Annotated in this window: 19 protein-coding genes; 11 read left to right on the forward strand and 8 right to left on the reverse strand. The window is 55.5% G+C overall.

Annotated elements, in window-relative coordinates; all coding sequences use genetic code 11:
- Positions 1–10: 10 nt before the first annotated feature.
- Entirely contained in the window at positions 11–997 is a 987-nt protein-coding gene (locus ACU6HM_RS01950) for a quinone oxidoreductase family protein (RefSeq protein ID WP_446763288.1), read from the forward strand.
- A gap of 254 nt (positions 998–1,251) precedes the next feature.
- On the opposite strand, the gene ACU6HM_RS01955 is transcribed toward ACU6HM_RS01950, so the two are convergent.
- Together ACU6HM_RS01955 and pepN are read right to left on the reverse strand one after the other, a co-directional pair.
- Complete coding sequence (locus ACU6HM_RS01955; RefSeq protein ID WP_009456167.1) at positions 1,252–2,277, reverse strand: class 1 fructose-bisphosphatase; 1,026 nt, start codon at positions 2,275–2,277, stop codon at positions 1,252–1,254.
- Complete coding sequence (gene pepN, locus ACU6HM_RS01960) at positions 2,274–4,952, reverse strand: aminopeptidase N (RefSeq protein ID WP_446763289.1); 2,679 nt, start codon at positions 4,950–4,952, stop codon at positions 2,274–2,276. The genes ACU6HM_RS01955 and pepN overlap by 4 nt, the downstream gene beginning before the upstream one ends.
- A gap of 163 nt (positions 4,953–5,115) precedes the next feature.
- On the opposite strand from pepN, the gene ACU6HM_RS01965 reads away from it, so the two are divergent.
- Positions 5,116–5,763, forward strand: coding sequence for a DUF4136 domain-containing protein (locus ACU6HM_RS01965; RefSeq protein ID WP_446763290.1), 648 nt, complete (start codon positions 5,116–5,118; stop codon positions 5,761–5,763).
- A gap of 95 nt (positions 5,764–5,858) precedes the next feature.
- Here ACU6HM_RS01965 and ACU6HM_RS01970 read toward each other — a convergent pair whose 3' ends face one another.
- Positions 5,859–6,206 (reverse strand): H-NS histone family protein, encoded by a 348-nt coding sequence (locus ACU6HM_RS01970; RefSeq protein ID WP_009456182.1) that lies wholly within the window; start codon positions 6,204–6,206, stop codon positions 5,859–5,861.
- A 528-nt stretch (positions 6,207–6,734) separates the two neighbouring features.
- Here ACU6HM_RS01970 and tldD point away from each other — a divergent pair.
- The gene (gene tldD, locus ACU6HM_RS01975) at positions 6,735–8,195 is read left to right on the forward strand and encodes a metalloprotease TldD (protein ID WP_009456184.1); all 1,461 of its coding nucleotides are present in this window, start codon (positions 6,735–6,737) and stop codon (positions 8,193–8,195) included.
- A gap of 162 nt (positions 8,196–8,357) precedes the next feature.
- Here the strand turns inward: tldD and yddG are convergent, their stop codons facing one another.
- Positions 8,358–9,269 carry an aromatic amino acid DMT transporter YddG gene (gene yddG, locus ACU6HM_RS01980; RefSeq protein WP_254498991.1) on the reverse strand — a complete coding sequence of 304 codons (912 nt, stop codon included), beginning with the start codon at positions 9,267–9,269 and terminating at the stop codon, positions 8,358–8,360.
- Between the two features lie 427 nt (positions 9,270–9,696).
- Between yddG and ACU6HM_RS01985 the strand changes: the two genes are divergently transcribed.
- The 6 genes from ACU6HM_RS01985 (at position 9,697) to ACU6HM_RS02010 (ending at position 14,498) form a co-directional block, all read left to right on the forward strand.
- Positions 9,697–10,224 carry a MarR family winged helix-turn-helix transcriptional regulator gene (locus tag ACU6HM_RS01985; protein WP_009456186.1) on the forward strand — a complete coding sequence of 176 codons (528 nt, stop codon included), beginning with the start codon at positions 9,697–9,699 and terminating at the stop codon, positions 10,222–10,224.
- A complete protein-coding gene (ectA, locus tag ACU6HM_RS01990; RefSeq protein WP_009456188.1) occupies positions 10,221–10,778 on the forward strand; it encodes a diaminobutyrate acetyltransferase in 558 nt (185 codons plus the stop codon). The genes ACU6HM_RS01985 and ectA overlap by 4 nt, the downstream gene beginning before the upstream one ends.
- A 97-nt stretch (positions 10,779–10,875) precedes the next feature.
- Positions 10,876–12,183 (forward strand): diaminobutyrate--2-oxoglutarate transaminase, encoded by a 1,308-nt coding sequence (ectB, locus tag ACU6HM_RS01995; RefSeq protein ID WP_009456189.1) that lies wholly within the window; start codon positions 10,876–10,878, stop codon positions 12,181–12,183.
- Positions 12,183–12,575, forward strand: coding sequence for an ectoine synthase (locus ACU6HM_RS02000; protein ID WP_009456191.1), 393 nt, complete (start codon positions 12,183–12,185; stop codon positions 12,573–12,575). Before ectB ends, ACU6HM_RS02000 begins: the two co-directional genes overlap by 1 nt.
- 18 nt (positions 12,576–12,593) lie before the next feature.
- Complete coding sequence (thpD, locus tag ACU6HM_RS02005) at positions 12,594–13,517, forward strand: ectoine hydroxylase (RefSeq protein ID WP_446763556.1); 924 nt, start codon at positions 12,594–12,596, stop codon at positions 13,515–13,517.
- Positions 13,518–13,889: 372 nt separating this feature from the next.
- A complete protein-coding gene (locus ACU6HM_RS02010) occupies positions 13,890–14,498 on the forward strand; it encodes a DUF2239 family protein (RefSeq protein WP_446763291.1) in 609 nt (202 codons plus the stop codon).
- A gap of 116 nt (positions 14,499–14,614) precedes the next feature.
- Here the strand turns inward: ACU6HM_RS02010 and ehuA are convergent, their stop codons facing one another.
- The 4 genes from ehuA to ehuB form a co-directional block, all read right to left on the reverse strand.
- Positions 14,615–15,400 carry an ectoine/hydroxyectoine ABC transporter ATP-binding protein EhuA gene (gene ehuA, locus ACU6HM_RS02015; protein ID WP_009456195.1) on the reverse strand — a complete coding sequence of 262 codons (786 nt, stop codon included), beginning with the start codon at positions 15,398–15,400 and terminating at the stop codon, positions 14,615–14,617.
- Positions 15,397–16,089: an ectoine/hydroxyectoine ABC transporter permease subunit EhuD gene (ehuD, locus tag ACU6HM_RS02020; protein ID WP_009456197.1), complete on the reverse strand. Its 693-nt coding sequence runs from the start codon at positions 16,087–16,089 to the stop codon at positions 15,397–15,399. The genes ehuA and ehuD overlap by 4 nt, the downstream gene beginning before the upstream one ends.
- 2 nt (positions 16,090–16,091) lie before the next feature.
- Entirely contained in the window at positions 16,092–16,763 is a 672-nt protein-coding gene (gene ehuC, locus ACU6HM_RS02025) for an ectoine/hydroxyectoine ABC transporter permease subunit EhuC (RefSeq protein WP_009456199.1), read from the reverse strand.
- Between the two features lie 102 nt (positions 16,764–16,865).
- The gene (gene ehuB, locus ACU6HM_RS02030; protein WP_009456202.1) at positions 16,866–17,732 is read right to left on the reverse strand and encodes an ectoine/hydroxyectoine ABC transporter substrate-binding protein EhuB; all 867 of its coding nucleotides are present in this window, start codon (positions 17,730–17,732) and stop codon (positions 16,866–16,868) included.
- Between the two features lie 520 nt (positions 17,733–18,252).
- Between ehuB and ACU6HM_RS02035 the strand changes: the two genes are divergently transcribed.
- A complete protein-coding gene (locus tag ACU6HM_RS02035) occupies positions 18,253–20,340 on the forward strand; it encodes a carbon starvation CstA family protein (RefSeq protein ID WP_250755892.1) in 2,088 nt (695 codons plus the stop codon).
- A 1-nt stretch (position 20,341) separates the two neighbouring features.
- The gene (locus ACU6HM_RS02040; RefSeq protein ID WP_009456207.1) at positions 20,342–20,572 is read left to right on the forward strand and encodes a YbdD/YjiX family protein; all 231 of its coding nucleotides are present in this window, start codon (positions 20,342–20,344) and stop codon (positions 20,570–20,572) included.
- Positions 20,573–20,969: the final 397 nt, after the last annotated feature.

Raw genomic sequence — 20,969 nt, forward strand, 5'->3', positions numbered from 1 at the left:
GAGTAAAACAATGACGCAGACGGTTAAGGCGATACGGATTGAGCGTAATGGTGGTCCGGAGGTATTGCAGTGGGCTTCGGTAGAGCTGCCCGCTCCGCAGGAGAAGGAAGTCACCATACGCCAAAAAGCAGTGGGCTTGAACTTTATCGACATCTATTTCCGTAATGGCCTCTACAGCAATCCCTTGCCGCATGGTTTGGGTTTTGAAGCGTCCGGCATTGTGGAAGCAGTCGGTTTGGGTGTCACGCATCTGAAAGTGGGTGACCGTGTTGCCTACGGTCAAAGCCCGCTGGGTGCGTATGCCGAGGCCCGTAATGTGCCTGCTGATCGTGTGGTACGCATTCCTGATGGCGTCACTTTTGAGCAGGCGGCGGCCATGATGCTCAAAGGTTTGACGTGCTGGTATTTGCTGCGTCAGACCTATCGCGTGCATGAAGGCCAGACGATTCTGTTTCATGCCGCTGCGGGTGGCGTGGGCTTGTACGCCTGCCAATGGGCACGTGCTTTGGGCGTGAAGTTGATCGGTACGGTGTCCAGCCCCGAGAAAGCCGCTTTGGCGAAAGAGAACGGTGCGTGGGAAGTGATTGATTACTCCCACGAAGACGTGGTGCAGCGCGTGCTGGAACTGACCAATGGCCAGAAAGTACCTGTCGTATATGACGGCGTGGGCAAGGATACCTGGGAGCGCTCGCTGGATTGCTTGCAGCCGCGTGGCCTGATGGTCAGCTTTGGCAATGCTTCCGGCCCGGTAACCGGTGTGAATCTGGCGACGCTGGCATCGAAGGGCTCCTTGTATGTGACCCGTCCTGTGCTGGGGGCTTATGTGCCTACACAGGAAACCATGCAAGATGCCGCTGACGAAATGTTCGAGCTGGTGCTGCAAGGCAAGATCAAGCCGCTGATCGGTCAGCGTTTCCCGCTGGATCAGGTCGCCAAGGCCCATGAGGAATTGGCAGGGCGCCGTACCACGGGCTCGACGGTGTTGACGCTGGATTAAGGCGGATTATCGGGTAAGAAGGGGAATGAACAGCTAGCCCTTGCTCAGCGCTGCGCTTGATATAACAGGTGTAAGTCAGGCATCCGCTCTTCTGGTGTTGCTTGTTTTTCCTGATGTCCCGATTTGCATGTCAGGTGTTTGGAAAGCCCGATAAGCACGCAGCCCCAATAGTTCTACTTATAAAAAATGGCCTCCTTAGCGGAGGCCATTTTTATTTAGCAGTGCGGCAGCCGCTGAGATTCAGCGGACAGGAGTCAGCCTTGCTCGTGGTACTGACGCACGCGCTCGACTTCATTGCGCGAACCCAGAATCACGCCAATGCGCTGGTGCAGCTCGGTAGGTTGCACGTCCAGAATACGCTGTGTACCGTCAATCGACATGCCACCGGCCTGCTCGACCAGGAAGCTCATGGGGTTGGCTTCGTACATCAAACGCAGCTTGCCCTTGCGACCGGAGGCACGGGCATCGCGCGGGTACATGAAGATACCGCCACGGGTCAGGATGCGGTGTACATCGGCCACCATGGAGGCGATCCAGCGCATATTGTAGTTTTTGCCCAGTGGGCCGTCCGGGCCAGCCAGGCAGTCGTCGATATAGCGTTTTACCGGGGCTTCCCAGTGACGCATATTGGACATATTGATGGCGAACTCGGAGGTGTCCTCGGGGATGGTGATGCGCTCGGTGGTCAGCACCCAGGAGCCCATTTCCTTGTCCAGGGTGAAGGCGGCGACGCCGTCACCGACAGTCAGGACCAGCATGGTTTGCGGGCCGTAAATGGCATAGCCGGCGGCAACCTGGCGCACGCCGGGTTGCAGGAAGTCTTGCTCTTCGATGACGCGATCACGTGCTTCAGGTGGGACGCTCAGGACCGAGAAGATCGTGCCGATGGACACGTTCACGTCAATATTGGACGAGCCATCCAGCGGATCGAACAAGAGCAGGTTTTCGCCCTTGGGGTAGTAGTCGGGAATGCGGTGCAGGGTGTCCATTTCCTCGGAGGCCATGGCCGCCAGGTTACCGCCCCATTCATTGGCTTCCAGCAGGATTTCGTTGGACAGCACATCCAGCTTTTTCTGAACTTCGCCCTGGACATTCTCGGAGTCCAGAGAACCCAGAACGCCGCCCAGCGCTCCTTTGCTGACGGCATGGCCAATGGCCTTGCATGCGCGAGCCACTGTTTCCAGCAGCAGGCGCACGTCGGCGGTGACCGTTTTCTTCTGGCGCTGTTGCTCCACCAGATACTGAGTAAGGTTTTTCTTCAAGACAGACTCCGAGGTCAAAGAGTTAATGCTTTATGTACGATTTCGGCCACATTGCCCGACAGGCCAGGTTCGGCCTGAATACGCTCCAGCGCTGCCTTGAGCAGGTCGCGGGCTTCGGGTTCAAAGCGGGCCCAGTTATCAAATACACGGGCCAGACGGGCAGAGATTTCCGGGTTGAGCTTGTCCAGGGCAATGACTTGCTCAGCCCAGAAGGCATAGCCTTCCGGCGTGTGTACAGCCTGCATATTATTCATGCAGAACTGGAAAATCAGAGAGCGGGCGCGGTTGGGATTGCGCATCGAGAAAGCGGGATGCAGCATCAGGGCGCGCACCTGGGCAACTTGCGTGCTGGGGGCGGTGGCCTGCAAGCTGAACCAGCGGTCCAGCACCAGAGGATTGTCCTGCCAGCGCTGGAAAAAGTCATCCAGGCCGTCTTGACGATCCTCTGGGTCACCGTAATTCACCAGAGCGCTCAAGGCACCCATGCGATCAGTCATATTGGTGGCCTGATCGTATTGATTGCGTGCCAACTGCGGGCCTGTATTCACACCGGCAACCAGCAGGTAATTCAGGGCCAGATTGCGCAAGGAGCGCTGGCCAGCCTGCAAGGCGTCGGGGCTGTACGGGGCTTGTTCCAGGCTCAGGTACTGATACAGTTCCTGCCAGTAGGGAGTCAGGGCCAGGCCCAGCTCACGTTGCAGCTGACGACGGGCCTGAACCACGGCGCGCGGGGTCATGGGCTTGGTTTGTTCCAGCAATTCGCGCTCGCTGGGCAGGGACAGGATGCGCGCCTTGTAAGCAGGGCTCAAGGCCGGGTCTTGGACCAGTGCATGCCAGGTTTGCACCACGGTCGCCAATTGTGCGGCCGACGGTGTGCGTCCCGATGCCGAGGACAAGATCAGACGGGTCGCTAGCAGTTGAGCCGCTTCCCAACGTGCAAATGGATCCGTGTCGTGACGGGCCAGCAAGGCCAGCTCGGAATCCGGACGGTAGTAGTCCACCCGCACAGGCGCAGAGAAATTGCGCAACAAGGATAGGACGGGCGCCTCAGGAATCTGCGTGAAGGTCCAGCTTTGTTCGGCTTGCGTGAAATCCAGTACCAGAGTATCGCCTTGCTGACCATCCAGGTGCAGGGTCAGTGGTGCGCCTTGCTGATCCAGCATGCCCAAGGCAAAGGGGATGTGCAAAGGTGGCTTGGGTGTGGATTTGTTTTCGATCCCGGCGGGCGCATTGCTTTGACGCAGGGTCAGCGTGGTGGTTTGGGTGGCAGGGTCGTGCTGCAGGCTGACCTGAACGCGTGGTGTTCCCGCTTGCTGATACCAGCGGCGGAACTGTTCCAGGCTCTGGCCGGGTTTGACCTGGCGATACACGCTGTCCATGCTGTCCACGAAATCGTCGCAAGTGACTGCCTGGCCGTCATGGCGCTTGAAGTACTCACGAATACCAGCCTGGAAGTTTTCTTCACCCAGCAAGGTGTGCTGCATGCGAATGACTTCCGCACCTTTCTCGTAAATTGTGGCGGTGTAAAAGTTGCTGATTTCCTGATAGCTCTCGGGGCGGATGGGGTGAGCCATTGGGCCGGCATCTTCAGGGAACTGGGCCGCGCGCAGGACGCTGACATCATCAATGCGTTTGACGGCGCGGGCGCTGGCGGCTTGAGCGCCGTCCAGCCCTTGAGCCAGCATGTCAGCCGAAAACTCCTGATCGCGAAAAACCGTCAGACCTTCTTTCAGGGAAAGCTGGAACCAGTCGCGGCAAGTGACGCGGTTGCCGGTCCAGTTATGGAAGTACTCATGGCCAATAACTGCTTCCACGGCGTGAAAGGACGCATCGGTAGTGCTTTGTGCATCGGCCAGCACGTAGGCGGCATTAAAGATGTTCAGGCCCTTGTTTTCCATCGCGCCCATATTGAAGTCGCGAGCGGCCACAATCATGAAGCGGTCCAGATCCAGTTCCAGCCCAAAACGTTGTTCATCCCAGCGTACCGAATGTTCCAGGCATTCCATGGCCCATTCTGTTTTATCGCCGTCACCACGATCGCAATAAACCTGCAATAGGGCAGGCTGGCCATTGGCTTTTTTGATTTCGCGTTCGCGCACATCAAAGTCGCCAGCAACCAGTGCAAATAAATAAGAAGGCTTTGGAAATGGGTCTTCCCAAATGGCCTGGCTGCGTCCATCGTCCAGCGTAGTGCTTTCCAGCAAATTGCCGTTGGACAGCAGATAAGGGTAGAGCTTGGCATCGCCGCGCAGGACCACTTCATAACGGGACATCACATCAGGACGGTCCGGGAAGAAGGTAATACGACGAAAGCCCTGGGCTTCACATTGGGTAAACAGGTTCTGGCCCGAGACATACAAGCCCATCAGCATGGTGTTGTCTTGGGGGCGGCAACGGCTTACCAGCACCAGATCACATTCTGCGGTCTGGGGCGCGAGCGTCAGGCCCTGTTCATCAAGCTGGTAATCCTGGGCGGTCAGGGCGACCCCGTTGAGGCTGACTTCAAGCAGTTCAATGTCTTCGCCATCCAGTACCAGGGGGCGGATCTGGCCGTCCCGGCTGCTGGCTCGAAAAGCCAGACGAACCAAGGTTTGCTCGGCCGCCAAATCAAATTCCAGCCGTACCTTATCTATTTGATAAGGGTAGGGCTGGTAATCGTGGCGGGAGATCGTAGGTAAGGTGTCTGTGCGCATGTGATCCTGGTCCGACAATCGAAAAAGATGGTCTATTGTAATGTTGTTTGAACGCCCACACTGGACGCCGGAAACAGGCAGTAAACTAATTGTTCGTCGGCGCTACGGCGCTGCCATTAATCGGGCTTGAACGTGCAAGCGAAAAACAAGCAAGGGTGAAACTATGACGTTATTTTCTGAAGGGTTTTCCTGGCGCGCCCTACGCCTGATGAGCCTGGTATTGGCGGTTTTGACCACGGCTTGCGCTGCGCCTAGCTGGTCCGCCAAATTGACGCGTTATCAGCAATGGCCCACGGCGACCAGTGGCGATACCTATTACATCAAGTCCTCGCCGGACAAAAGCAGTAGTCTGCAATACCAGTCTTTTGCAGATTCTGTACGGGCCTCTATTGGTGTGACCGGACTGGTGCAAGCAGCGGATCTGAAGTCTGCGCGTTTTGTGGTGCAAATGGATTATGGCAATCCGCAAGAACAAAGCTGGGTGCCTCAATTTGCAGATAGTTTTTACGGTCCATCGGCGTGGGGAATCGGGCGCGGCTATTATGCGCCAAATGATGGTTGGGGCGGAGGTTTCTTTTATTCTCCGAATGTAGTGAATGTTCCTGTCACTGTGTATAAAAATTATCTAAATGTAATCATTACAGATAATCAAAACTCGGGCGCAGAAGTGTATCGCGCCACCGCCGTGTCTTATAGCCATTCCGACAACCTGGACCAGCAGATACCGTTTTTGTCCCAGGCCATATTTGATGGTTTCCCGGGTAATAATGGACAAGTGATTGATATCCGATATCCATTAGCTCGGGATTGAGTCGCCAGAACCCCGGCATTATGTAGGGGATTTATATCAATAAGAAAGGGACCGCTTTTTCAAGCGGTCCCTTTCTTTTGTTTGGTGCCCAAAACTTATTTGATAAGGAACTCTTCACGGCTGCGACCATTGGCTTCAGCATCGATAATCCAGCGTGGTGGGCGGCCACGGCCCGTCCAGGTGTCCTGGGTGCCGGGGTGGCGGTATTTGGGAGGCAGGCTGGTTTTAGGGCCGTTGGAACCAGCACCAGCACCGCGGCGGGCGGAATTTTCCAGCGCTTCAGCGACTTCTTCAATCGTGATCTCGTTATCTTGCATGGACTTGACGATAGACGCGATGACAGGACGACGCTGTTTGACTCGAAGGGATTTCATCTGCTTTTGCAGACGCAGAATCTCTTTTTCTATCTTTTGCTTCGCGGAGCTGTAAGTTTCGACTGACATATGGGATTCCTGTTTCATGATTGTAGTTATCTGATAAACCCTGCCTGTACAAGCTCGTGTTTATCATGCGAAAACAGTGTACTTTGATTTTCTTAAAAAGATAAGTGGTTTGGATAAAAAATAAACGCTTAATCAAAAAGGTGTTTGGTTTTTGTAATTATTTAAGGTCATTAGACAATTCAATGGCTCTTGATTATTTAATCTAATCAGGGGTTATCATGAATTTGAATGGGTTTATATCAAAACCATATAGGTGGGTTTCTAATTAGGAAGATTTTAAAATAGTTTTAATTCCGTATCAGAAAATGTCGTAATTGGAATTTTTGAACCTATTAGTTCAGCAGGCTGATTCATGGTTCTGAAAGCCAGGAAACTGCCCGATCAGTACGTCGGCATCGCATACGGGGGCACATTCTGTTTTAATGCTCAGATGGACGGAAGCCAAGTTGATGTCAGCACGTCTTTTGGTACCCATTTTCGTCCCTTGCAGCCATGGGTTTGCCGGGGATCTGTCAGTAGGAATAAACGATGAAGTTAGTTGATCCGGCTATCAATGCCCTGGAATGCGCCCGTGGACTGTTGCTTGAGCCCTGGGGCTTGAATGAAAGCCATTTGTCCGGCGCGCTCGGTGAGATCTTCACCCATCAGGCTGACTATGCCGACTTGTATTTTCAGTACACCCGCAGCGAAGGCTGGGCGCTGGACGAAGGAATCGTCAAAAGCGGCAGCTTTTCCATTGAGCAGGGCGTGGGTGTGCGCGCATTAAGTGGCGAGAAAACCGCCTTTGCCTATTCGGATTCCCTCAGCCCCGAGGCTTTGCTGTCTTCGGCCCGTGTGGTGCGCTCGATTGCCCGCCAGGGCGGTTCAGGCAAAAGCGGCATTTTGGTGCCAGCCGACACGCAGCGCCCCACCTTGTATACGGGCACAGACCCTATTGCCAGCCTGCCTGCTCCTGAGAAAGTAGCCCTGTTGGGGCGACTGGATGCCTTGGCTCGTGCAGCGGACCCGCGCGTGGTACAGGTCATGGCCAGTCTGGGTGCGGAATACGATGTCGTGCTGGTGGCCGGTAGCGATGGTCGTCTGGCCGCCGATGTACGCCCCTTGGTGCATTTGTCCTTGTCGGTCATTGTTGAACAAAATGGCCGCCGTGAACGCGGCTCGGCGGCAGGTGGTGGACGGGTTGATCTGTCCTACTTCTCCGACGATATGCTGCGCAGCTACGTGGATAAGGCCGTGCGTTCGGCCATGACGAATCTGGAAGCCAAACCCGCACCTGCCGGTCAGATGACGGTGGTTTTGGGCCCAGGTTGGCCAGGTGTCATGCTGCATGAAGCCGTGGGCCACGGTTTGGAAGGGGACTTTAACCGTCGTGGCAGCAGCCTGTTCTCGGGTCGTATTGGCCAGCGCGTGGCGTCCAAGGGCGTGACCGTCATTGACGATGGCACCCTGGAAAACCGCCGTGGCTCCTTGAATATGGATGATGAGGGCAATGCCACACAACGTACCGTCTTGATTGAAGACGGTATTTTGAAAGGCTATTTGCAAGACACCCATAATGCGCGTCTGATGGGGGCTGCCATTACGGGCAACGGTCGACGCGAGTCCTACGCCAGCCTTCCTTTGCCACGCATGACCAACACCTTTATGTTGGGTGGCGATAAAGACCCCCAGGAAATTATTGCCTCGGTTAAAAAGGGTTTATATGCCGTAGACTTCGGTGGCGGCCAGGTCGATATTACTAGCGGTAAGTTTGTTTTCTCGGCCTCGGAAGCCTGGGTGATTGAAAACGGCAAACTGATGTATCCCGTCAAAGGCGCCACTTTGATTGGTAGCGGCCCCGATGCCATGAACCAAATCAGCATGATCGGTAATGACATGCAGTTGGATTCAGGAGTGGGGACTTGCGGTAAAGAAGGTCAAAGCGTTCCGGTTGGAGTCGGTATTCCTACCGTGCGGATGGAAAATCTGACCGTAGGTGGAACCGCCTGATTTAATTTGCTGGCTAATCAAAATAGATAAAAAGAACCGCCCCCCTTAATTCAAGGTTGGGCGGTTTTTTTATGCTGTTTTTATTGCAGTGCAGCAAATAGAATTTAATTTTGATTTTTGCTCATCAGGCACAGCCGTGCCCGGATTAATGAATAGGGTTTTTCAGGTAGCACTTTTCGTTCGCCTGGGTTTGCGGACCCGGATGGCCAGCCAGCACAACAAGGCGCCCGAACACACCATGGCCGAGCCTTGCCAGAAGCTTGGCGTCAAGGGAGCCTGCAGCAAAAAAGTAGACAGGGCGGCTGACAATACTGGAATGAAGTAGGAGGCGCCGGCCAGTATGGTGACATTGCCGTGCAAAATACCCACGTTCCAGGCCGCATAGCCAAAGCCCATCGCCATGGCCGCCAGCAGCAAGTAGATCAGTGCTGGAAGGGTAAAGGTCATTGCAGGTGCCCCTTGGCCTAGATATTTCATCCACAAGACGGTGGCTGTCAGCATGAAAAACAAGGTAATGCCATTTTTGCCCTGGCCGATGCGTGCAGTCATGGTGCTGTAGCCCGCCCAGATCAGTGCGCCACTAAAGGCCAGGCCGTAGCTCAAGGGGTTGTCCTGCACATTCAGCCAGATGCTGTGCAGACTCAAACCTTGCTCACCGCCCAGAATCCAGCTGATACCCATCATGGACAAGAGCAGGCCTGGCGCGATCAGCCAGTTGGCTCTTTGCTTGTTGAACAAAATAGCGGCCACGATGGTAAAGGTGGGCCACAGATAATTAACCATTCCCACTTCAATCGCTTGCTGGCTGTTGTGAGCGTAGCCAATAGACAGAGCCAGGCACAGCTCATAGCAGACGAACAGAACGCTGCCCCAGATCAGGTAGCGGCGCGGAAAGTCGCGCAAGCGTACCCAGCTAAGCGATAAAAGAAGAAAGACAGAGGCCAGGGTGTAGATCAGTGCGGCGCCGCCAGTCGCACCCAGGTAGTCGCTAACGCTGCGTATCAGGCCGACAATCATGCTCCAAAGAACAATGGCGATCAGACCAATCAGGGTTGCCTTATCAGATTGCTTCATGCGGGTTTCAGTGTCTGCAAGGCACGGCGAGAACAGGAGCAGACTTTACTTGGCCAAGAGACTTATGGGTTAATGGACCGGGTTTGTATCAGGCTGTGCCGGTTTGCAAGCAGGGCTGTGACGCGGCACACCCGGTCTTGAGTGAAAACCGACAGGCCCCCACGGCAAGGGCTCGTGGCAGTTTACTGTAAGCGGCGTGTCGGCTCGAGCCACTCATGGCGAAAAGGGGAGCAGGCAGGGTATTTTCTGCGCCTTGCTGGTCCGCCCCCGTAAGCCAGGATACTTACATTTTTTTGGACTTTGAGTCAGAACCTCTTGTTTATGCTCTCTATGATTTTGAGTGTAAATCGGTTTGACTTGAATCTTTTCTAGGCATATCATTTCAACACGAATTAATCGTGCTGAATTATTTTGTTTGGCTAATTAAATGACCACAGATCAACACTACGATTTACGAATTTTGCGGGCTTTGCGCCAGATCACGCGCTCGATTGCCCTGCATTCCAGGCAGCTGTCGGCGTACAGCAATATCACCGCGCCCCAGTTGATCTGCCTGCGCACCATTATCGAAAAAGGCCCGTTGACGGCCACGGCCATCAGCCGCGAAATGCACGTCAGCCCCAGCACCGTGGTTGGTATTCTGGACCGCCTGGAAGACAAGAAGCTGGTGCTGCGCGAGCGTGGTCGTGAAGATCGACGCATTGTATTTGTCAGTGCGACACCAGAAGGGGAGACCCTGGCACGCGATACGCCGTCCCCCTTGCAAAAGAAGTTGTCGGACGCCTTGAAAGAGTTGCCCGAGCTGGAACAGGCCACCATGACCTTGTCCCTGGAGCGCATTGTGCGCTTGCTCGATGCTGACCCGGATGTTGTGCTGGAGGCCGACGATACGGCCTCGCCTATTCTTGAGGTCCCGGAAGGGGATGTACCCCCCGAATCCGGGTTGGTGGTTTGACGGACCGACCTAGTCCGGGCAGCTCGGCAGGCAGCATCACTGCTGCCGACCCTGCCCCCAGTGACCCGGCGCTGACACTGCGTGCGCCCCTGTTGCGTGATGCGGCCGCAATCCATCAGCTGATTGCCGATAGCCCGCCACTGGATCTGAATTCTGAATATCTCTATTTGCTGCTCAGCGAGCACTTTTCCCGGACCTGCGTTGTCGCGCAGCGTGGGGAACAAATAGACGGTTTCATCTCTGCCTACTTTCTCCCCGACCGTCCTGATGTGCTCTTTGTGTGGCAAGTGGCCGTGCATGAGCGCGCCCGTGGGCGCCGTCTGGGGCAGGCCATGCTGGAGCATCTGCGACAGCGTCTGCGTGGCCGTTCCTTGCGCTATCTGGAAACGACGGTCAGCCCCGGTAACCGGGCTTCGCGTGGCCTGTTTGCGGCCATGGCCCGGCGTTGGGGCGCCCCCATGCAGGAACAGGAATTCTTTGATACCGCCTTGTTTGCCGCACAGGCTCACGAGGCAGAACCTCTATTACGAATCGGCCCCTTGGACTCTGGATAAGAGGGGACTTTACGCAAATGAACGGTAGAGCCGGTCTGGTTCGCTGATTGTTGTTTGTCGGCTCAAGACACGCCGTTCTATAACCAGGAGAGGAAATATGACTGATTTAAAAATATTCGACCGGATGGAGTCTGAAGTAAGGGGCTACGTCCGGTCCTTCCCGGTCATTTTCAACAAAGCCCGAGGCTCGGTTTTGGAGGACGAGTCAGGCAGGCAATACATCGATTTTTTCAGTGGAGCCGGTACGCTCAACTATGGGCATAACAATCCCCACCTGAAAGAAAAGCTGATTGAATACCTGAACACCGACGGCTTGGTACACGGTTTGGACATGGCCACCAGCGCCAAGAAATACTTTCTTGAAACGGTGGACAAAGTGCTGCTCAAACCGCGCGGGTGGGACTACCGCTTGCAGTTTACGGGGCCTACCGGCACCAATGCCGTGGAGGCGGCGTTAAAACTGGCACGCCAGGTCAAGGGTCGCCAGAATGTGATTTCCTTTACGCACGGTTTCCACGGCGTCAGCACGGGTTCCCTGGCAGTGACGGCGAACTCCAAGTTTCGTAGTGCAGCGGGTGTGGCCCTGGGCAATACCTCGTTCATGCCCTATGACGGCTACTTGGGACCGGACGTCAATACGATGGCTTATCTGGAGCGCTTGCTGGAAGACCCCAGCAGTGGTCTGGACCATCCTGCCGCGGTCATCGTGGAAACCGTGCAAGGTGAAGGGGGCGTGAACGTTGCTACACAGCGCTGGCTGCGTGAACTGCAACGTCTGTGCCGCGAGCACGACATGCTGCTGATTGTCGATGACATTCAGGTCGGTTGTGGTCGCACGGGCCGTTTCTTCAGCTTCGAGCAGGCCGGTATCAGCCCTGACATCATCACCTTGTCCAAATCCTTGTCCGGTTTTGGCTTGCCCATGTCTCTGGTTTTGTTGCGTCCTGAACTGGACGTATGGAAACCCAGCGCCCATAACGGCACCTTCCGTGGCAATAACCTGGCTTTCGTGACTGCGGCTCAAGCTCTGGAAAGCTACTGGGCCAACGAGGACTTTGAAGCCGAGATCCAGGGTAAGGAGCGTCAAGTGCGCGACTGGCTGGAAAACCTGGTGCACAGCTATCCAGATCGTGGTTTGAGCGTACGCGGTCGCGGCCTGATCCAGGGCCTGGTGACGCCGCCCGGTGCCGGTCTGGCCAATGAAATTGCTGCACAGGCTTTCAAGCAAGGTCTGGTGATTGAAACCTCGGGCGCCCACGACGAAGTTCTGAAGCTGCTGCCTGCCCTGACGATCAGCAATGAAGAGCTGACTCAAGGCCTGGACATTATTGAACGCAGCGTGGCCCAGTGCCTGTCCAAGCGCGGCAGCCAGGCCAAGATTCTGAAGATTGGAGGAGCACGCTAATGTTGGTCAAGAACGTACAAGATGTGATTGGAACCCGTGACGAGGTGCGCACGGACACCTGGGTCAGCCGCCGTGTTCTGCTCAAGAAAGACGGCATGGGTTTTTCCTTTCATGAAACCGTTATTTTTCCTGGCACCGAGACTCACATCCACTACCAGAATCACCTGGAAGCGGTGTGGTGCATCGAGGGCGATGGCGAAATCGAAACCGTTGCCGACGGCAAGAAATACGATTTGGGCCCAGGCGTAGTCTATGCCCTGGACCAGCACGATGAGCATTATCTGCGCGGTGGCAAAGAGCCGCTGCGAGTGATCTGCGTGTTCAATCCGCCCCTGACCGGTCAGGAAGTTCACGATGAGAAAGGGGTTTACCCAGCCATCGTGGAAGACTGAAGACCTAAGGAGAGCATGATGACAGTGACCATGAGCGATCTGTACACATCCCGTACAGAACGAACGGCGGCCATCGTCAGCCGCCAGGAGCCGGTGGTGTATCCGGATCCGGTAGGTAGCCAGCCTTTGAACAAGTCCCAACTGCGGGAGTACGAGGACAATGGCTTTTTGCTGCTGCCTGATTTGTTCAATGCGCAGGAAGTGCAAGCCTTGCTGGGCAATGTGGAGGCCATGAGCACCGATCCCGGCATCTTGTCGCGTGAAGAAGCGGTGGTGGAAAAGGGCAGTCAGGCCGTGCGCTCGATCTTTCGTGTGCATGAGTTAAGTGAGCTGATTGCCCGCCTGGTGCGCGATCCGCGTGTACTGGATGTGGCCCGCCAGATTCTGGGCTCGGAGGTGTATGTGCATCAGTCCCGTGCCAACCTGAAACCGGGCTTTACCGGCAAGGAGTTTTACTGGCATTCGGATTTCGAGACCTGGCATATCGAAGATGGCATGCCGCAAATGCGCGCCTTAAGCTGCTCGGTGCTGCTGACGGACAATAATGTGTGCAATGGCCCCTTGATGCTGGTGCCGGGCTCACACCGTCAGTTCATCTCTTGCACAGGGCAGACACCGGACAACCATTACAAGGAGTCCTTGCGCAAGCAGGAGTATGGCGTACCCGATCCGATCAGCCTGCGTTTGCTGGTGGATCAGGGGGGGATTGAAGCCATTACTGCCAAGGCCGGTTCGGTGATCTTTTTTGACTGCAATACCTTGCATGGCTCGGCCAGCAATATCTCGCCCTGGCCACGAGCCAATGTGTTTACGGTCTATAACAGCGTGGAAAACTGCGTGGGTGATCCCAAGCAGGGGCTGACACCCCGTCCTGCGCATGTGGCCACTCGCGGGCAGTTCCCTGTCCTGACGCCATTGACAGGTCCGCTGCTGGAGTCCTAAGCAAGAAGAAGGTCTGTGCCTTGTGCGCAGACCTGGCTGGATAAGACGCTCCCTGGATTTATTTTTAGGGGGCGTTTTTTGTGGGCTCAGGATTGTGAAGAAGAGGGGAGCGGCCAGCGTCTGGGGGCGGGCGTTGGCAAATGACGGGTCTGCTCCGCACTGACTGACCGGCGTTCGGAAAAGCAGTTATCGGAGATGCTCATCAGATATGCCTCGGCATGTCCAGGAGTCCTTGTGATGGCTGCTGGACGGGATCAACTGTGTTAATGCACCCAATTAGCAACAATCGCTTATTTATACCCGGGTAATATTGACGGCTTAATATCATCCGGGTAAAAATAGAGCCTTCTTACTTGAAGCTCTGGTTTTGACATGAAAACGACTTACCCCAATACCTACACCAGCTTTATGGGCCACCGCCGTATCGCGTCCGGTCCCATGCTGACCAATGTGCTGGCCGTGAAGAAAGTGCTGGAGAGCCGGGTTAACGATCCCGTACTGATCTTTGACGATGTGACAGGCCGTTTTGTGGATGTGAACACCCAAGGGACGGACGAAGAGCTGGCGCAACGCTATGCGCCAGTGGATGCTCCTGAAGTAGAGGTCGAGCAGACAGAGAAAGAGGCTCCACGAGGCCGAGGTCGTCCTAAGCTGGGCGTTGTTCCCCGTGAAGTGACCTTATTGCCACGTCATTGGGACTGGCTGGCGACTCAACCCGGCGGCGCATCGGTTGCGCTGCGCAAGCTGGTTGAAGAGGCTCGCCGTGCCAGCTCCGCCAAAGATCAGCGTCGCCAGGCGCAGGAGCGGACCTATAACTTCATGACCGCGATTGGTGGCGATTTGCCCGGCTTTGAAGAAGCCATGCGGGCCTTGTTTGTCGATGAGCTGGAGCACTTCAAAACCCTGCTGGCTGACTGGCCGGAAGATGTGCGGGACCATGCTATCAAGCTGGCTGAAACTCCGGCGACACCCTTGGCTTAATAAGGCCTGGGGACTCCCGCCTGCTGCCTTTGCAAGAGATGGGTACCTCTTTGACAAAAGCTGCTTGAACGTGGCTCAGCTCAGAACCACGTTCAAGTGACGCAGACCGCAAGTGCTCAGGCCGCCTGAATAAAGTTGCTCAAGAACGCCTGCGTCCGCGCTTCCTGCGGATGGCAGAACACTTGTTCGGGTGGGCCGGATTCCACGATCACGCCTTTATCAAAGAAGCAGACGCGGTCCGAGACTTCCTTGGCAAACTGCATTTCGTGGGTCACCAGCAGAATCGTCAGATCCTGTTCCTGACTCAGCTTTTGAATCACGCCCAGCACTTCGCCCACCAGTTCGGGGTCCAGAGCCGAGGTAGGTTCGTCAAACAGCAGAATATTGGGTTCCATCGCCAGGGCCCGGGCGATGCCCACGCGCTGTTGCTGTCCGCCAGAGAGCTGGCTGGGGAATTTGTCAGCATGGTCGATCAGGCCCACCAGATCCAGATATTTGGTGGCCCGTTCGCGCGCCTGTTCTTTGGACAGGCCCAGCACATGGGTGGGCGCTTCAGTCACATTGCGCATCACCGTCATGTGCGGGAACAGGTTGAACTGCTGGAACACCATGCCCATTTCCTTGCGCATCTCGCGCAAGTGGTTCTGGCTGGCGGGCACCAGCTTGTCATCGACCCGCTCGTGCCAGAGGGGTTTGCCCGCTACCGTGATGACACCTTCATCGATGGTCTCCAGCGTCATCAGAATGCGCAGCACGGTTGATTTACCGGAGCCGGAAGGGCCGATGATGGTGACTTTTTCACCTGGTTCCACCTGGAAGTTCAAGGCGTCCAGCACGGTGACATCACCAAATTTCTTGGTGACATTGTCAAATTGAATGATGGGGTTTGTAGAGTCAGTCATCGCAGGGGGATTCCTTGCTTGGGCAAACGCTGATCCAGCGCTCGTACCCCAGCGGATGCCAGGAGGGTCAGCAGCAGATACAGGCCGCCCACCATGGACAGGGGAATGATGTAGTTAAAAGTACGGTCACCGATAATCTTGGCCACATTCAGAACTTCCAGTACCGATACAACAGAGAGTACTGGCACGTCTTTCATGATGGACACCAGATAATTACCCATGGCCGGAATGATGCGCGGGATGGCCTGGGGCAGGGTGATGACCATAAAGGTACGCAGCGGGGAAATATCCAGTGCGCGGGCTGCTTCAGTCTGGCCATGGGTAACGGACTCCAGACCGGCTCGGTAGACCTCGGACAGATAGGCGCTGTACTGCACCCCCAGCGCCAGTGCGCCGGTCAGAAAAGCGGGCAGCACAATCCCGTAGTCCGGCAGCACGTAGTACAGGAAAAACAATTGCACCAGCAAAGGCGTGTCGCGCAGGAATTCGGTCAGCACATAGGCGGGCCAGGAAATCAGGCGCAGGCGCACGCTTTTCAGGCCTGCCAGAATCAGTCCCAAGATAGCCGCAACACCAAAGCCCAGCACGGCGGCCTGGATGGTGACCCATAAGCCTTTAAGCAAAATAGGCAGGATAGACAGCGCAAATGCTCCGTTGCTGCTGGTGTCCCATTCAATACCAAACAGCATGTTCAGCTCCTTTGCGCACGCCAGCGGCCGGTTGCGCGTTCCAGCAATTTCATCAGGACGGTCAGCACCAGTGCCATGCCGAAGTACATCAGCAAGAGCAGGGTATAGATGGTGGTGCTGTCCTGGGTGAAGTTGCGTATTTGTTCAGCTCTGAAGCTCAAGTCGCCCAGACTGATCAGGGAGACCAGGGCGGTGTCTTTCAGATTTTGCACGGCCAGATTCCCGAAGCTGGGCATCATCTCGGGGATGGCCTGGGGCAGGCTGATGCGCCACAGGGTTTGGCGCTCCGTAAAGTCCAGGGCTTTGGCCGCTTCCAGTTGGGAGTGCGGCACGGCCTGGATGGCACCGCGCACCACTTCGGCACCGTAAGCGCCAATGTTCAGGCCCAGGGCCAGGGTGCCGGCCACGACCGGGTCCAGACGCCAGTCCAGACCCATGGACTCGCCCAGAATAGGCAGGGCAAAGTACAGCCAGAACAGCTGTACCAATAAAGAGGTGCCGCGAAAAACTTCAATAATCGTGACGGACAGCGAGCGCAAGGCGACCGAGTGGGATAGCCTGCCTATGCCCAGGGCAAAGGAGGCGATGGCTCCCACCACGGTTGAATACAGGGTGAGCTGTATGGTGACCCAGGCTCCGTCCATCAGGGCCGAGCTGTAACTTAACCAATCCATATCAGGTTCCAGACAAGGGCAGGCGGTACACCTTCAGTGCGCTGTCGGCCTTTGCAAGGGGCCGCGCAGGCCCGTGCGGCCGCCTTACCCGCAGGTGAAGGATCAGGCTTTACACAGCTGTTCCGTGGATTTCTCAAACGAGTGCTTGGCGTCTTCTTCGGTAAAGCCGTGTTTGCTCAGGATGGCTTTCCATTCATCGGTTTTCTTGAATTCGGCCAGTTCCTTGTTCACCGCGTCGCGCAGGTCTTCGGATTCCTTGGCAAAGGCAAAGCCGCCCCAGCTACGAACCGGGTTGCCATTAATGATGGGGTCCTTGAACTCGGCGGCCAGCTCGACTTTGCCGCCCCCTTTGGAGGCCAGATCACTGGCGGTCTGGCCAGTTGCGGCATAGGCATCGGCACGGCCGGTTGCCACGGTGGAGATCGCATCCGCGTTGTTGGAAATAGTGATCATGCGGTTATCGGGCACGCCCAGGGCCTGCATCATTTCCAGCTGATCGGCACCGGCCATGATGGCGATCTTGTGATCAGTCTTGGCGAAGTCTTCGTAAGAGTGGATGTTCTTGGGGTTGCCCTTGGCGACCAGCAGGCCTTCACCGTAGGAGCTGTTGGGCTCGGAGAACAGCACGGTATTGCAACGTTGCGGCAGGATGGCCATTTCGGCGGCCACCATATCAAAGCGTTTGGCTTGCAGGCCGGGGATCAGGGAACCGAAATTAGCGGTTTCCCATTTGATTTCTTTGACACCCAGGCGCTCCATGATGGCCTGGGCCACTTCGGGGCCAGCGCCTTGGGCTTTGCCGGACATGTCCATGTATCCGTACGGAATTTCATTAGCAACGGCGACGCGAATCACGCCGCGCTCTTTGACTTGTTCCAGCGTGACTGCCTGGGCGCTGGAGGCGGCAGCCAGGGTGCCCAGCAGGGCAAAGGCCAACGCGCAGAGGGGCTTGGATTGTAGTTTCATCATGAGTCCTTTTCTCGCCTATACCATTTCGTTATGAATGATTTGTTTTACGAAAGATTTGCAGGGAAATCATAGCGCATAAAATCATTCGTACTCAAATTAAATGGATGGAAACTATCGCTCAAAAGAACTGATTAGAATTTATATATAAGTGAAAAGTTTGGTCTTAGGGAAAATGCGTGGTGCCTTGAGTACGTGTTTTCACTATGCTCCCAAGGATTAAAGAGCGCTTGTCCTCTCAAAAGCGCCTGGCTTATGCCTACCCCAGATTGATTCATGAATGAGTTCGGCGCGCCTTCGGGCGCGCCGACACCCTTTTGGAAAGTGCGCTTTGGCGCGCTTTCAAACCCTGCCGGTTCGGGAAATGCATGGTACCAAACGACTGTGCTGACCCCGCAAGAACGCCTGCCACACTCGGTATTGCGTCTCTTGTTCAGGCATCTGGCGACTTCTTCAGATCAGAAGCGCGGCCAGAAGAAAAAGTTGGTGACAGGCTTACTTAATGCAAAATCGTGGAGGCTCTATGAGCAGAGAAGAGGGCGGTTTTATAAAACAGCATTTGATTTGGGTGCTGGTTGCAGTGCTGGGGGCCTTTGCCCTGGGAACGGTGGCACTAAGCCGAGGGGAGAGCATCAATGCTCTATGGATCGTAGTCGCCGCAGTCTGCGTCTATTTAATTGCCTATCGTTATTACAGCCGTTTCATTGCTCGCAAGGTTTTTGAGCTGGATGCGACCCGCATGACGCCAGCGTGGCGTCATAACGATGGTCTGGACTACGTACCGACTAATAAACACGTGCTTTTTGGGCACCATTTTGCCGCCATTGCAGGGGCTGGCCCCTTGGTCGGGCCAGTGCTGGCGGCGCAAATGGGCTACCTGCCCGGCATGCTCTGGATTCTGGCCGGTGTGGTATTTGCGGGGGCGGTGCAGGACTTCACGGTGCTGTTCATCTCCATGCGCCGCGACGGGCGTTCGCTGGGGGATCTGATCAAGTCTGAACTGGGCACGGTGCCCGGTGTGATCGCCTTGTTTGGCGCTTTCATGATCATGGTCATCATTCTGGCTGTGCTGGCGCTGATTGTGGTCAAGGCCCTGATCAATTCGCCATGGGGCACCTTCACGGTAGCAGCGACGATTCCGCTGGCTATCTTCATGGGGATTTATCTGCGTTTCCTGAGGCCGGGCCGTATTGGCGAAGTCTCGGTGATCGGACTGATCTTTCTGCTGGCCGCGATTGTGTATGGTCAGGACGTAGCGGCGCACCCGACCTGGGGCCCGTTCTTCACCCTGAATGGCGAAGAGCTGACCTGGGCACTGATTATTTACGGCTTTATTGCTGCTGTGCTGCCCGTGTGGCTGCTGCTGGCTCCACGTGACTATCTGTCCACCTTCCTGAAAATTGGCACGATTGTGGGTCTGGCCATCGGGATTGTGATTGTGGCGCCCGAGCTGAAAATGCCAGCGACCACCAAGTTTATTGATGGCACAGGTCCGGTCTGGTCCGGGAGCTTGTTCCCCTTCCTGTTCATTACCATTGCTTGTGGTGCCGTGTCCGGTTTCCACGCTTTGATTTCCTCGGGCACCACGCCCAAGATGATCGAAAACGAAACCCAGGCGCGCTATATCGGCTATGGCGGTATGTTGATGGAGTCCTTTGTGGCCATCATGGCCCTGGTTGCGGCTTGCGTGATCGAGCCTGGCATTTACTACGCCATGAACAGCCCAGCCGCTTTGATTGGTACCACGCCTGAGCAGGCCGCGCAAGTGGTGTCCAGCTGGGGCTTCCTGATTACTCCCGCTGATCTGACCCAAATGGCCAGCGACGTGGGTGAAAACAGCATTATTTCCCGTGCCGGTGGTGCTCCTACCCTGGCGGTGGGCATGGCCTTCATCTTGCATAACGTCATCGGCGGGCCGGCGATGATGAGCTTCTGGTATCACTTCGCCATTTTGTTTGAGGCCCTGTTCATTCTGACGGCGGTAGATGCCGGTACGCGTGCAGGTCGCTTCATGCTGCAAGACTTGATGGGTACTTTTGTGCCGGGCTTGCGGCGTACGGAGTCGCTAGTCGCCAACTTGATTGCCACATCCTTGTGCGTGGCGGCGTGGGGCTACTTCCTGTATCAGGGTGTGGTCGATCCACTGGGTGGTATCAACACCTTGTGGCCTTTGTTCGGTATTGCCAACCAGATGCTGGCAGCGGTGGCATTGGTACTGGGTACGGTGGTGCTCTTCAAGATGAAGAAAGACCGCTACGCATGGGTGACCGTGGTTCCCACTATCTGGCTGCTGATTTGCACGCTGGTGGCAGGCTTTCAGAAAATGTTCCACCCCGACCCCAAGATCGGCTTTTTGGCTCACGCCAAGGTTTATCAAGAAGGGTTGGCGGAACAAACTGTCATGGCGCCGGCCAAATCTCTGGAGCAGATGCAACAGGTGATTTTCAACGATTACGTGAACTCCACCTTGTGCGGTCTGTTCATCTTTGTGGTCTTGAGCATGGTGTTCTTTGGCATCCGTTGCGTGCTGAAAGCACGTCGCAGCACGGAGCCGCATTCTGCCGAGACTCCGTACGAGCCATTGCCGGCTCAAGCGGCAGCAGGAGCTTGATATGAAAGGATTATTGACAGGAGCCATTTCGCGCAGTGCCCAGGCAGGGCGGGGCACCGGGCGTTATCTGGCCACAACCTTGCGTCTGATGGTGGGCGTGCCTGATTACGAAACCTATCTGAATCATATGCGGGTGAACCACCCGGATCAGAAACCGATGGAGTACGCCGAGTTTTTCCGGGAGAGACAGCAAGCCCGGTATGGTGGCAAAGGGCGTATAGCCTGCTGCTAAATTAGGCGGCTAAGGGCCAGAACCCAGTGTTCTGGCCCTTTTGCATTTGTGCCTGGCAGTGTGCCATCAGGTTTGTATGTAGATGTAAAAATAAGACAAACAAGGCATCTAAACGATTTATCGTGGTTTTTCGCGATAACACGAAACAAAAGGGCCAATAAAAAATTCAAAACGAAACAATGATTTCGTTTGGTGGCGTTTTTTAGTGTCATTTTGGTATAAATATTTTGTTGTTCTGCGTTTTTGTGGATGAATCTTGCTGGTTTTGTTGGCGGCGCGTCAGGAACTGTGTTAGGATTTTTCCCATGACTTTCGCAACCCCCGTTTTCTTCTTTTATTTTTATGCTTTTCCGATGCCGCTGGTGGAGGAAAGGACGGGTTGCACCAAACACAAGTA

Source organism: Alcaligenes sp. RM2 (assembly GCF_052931795.1).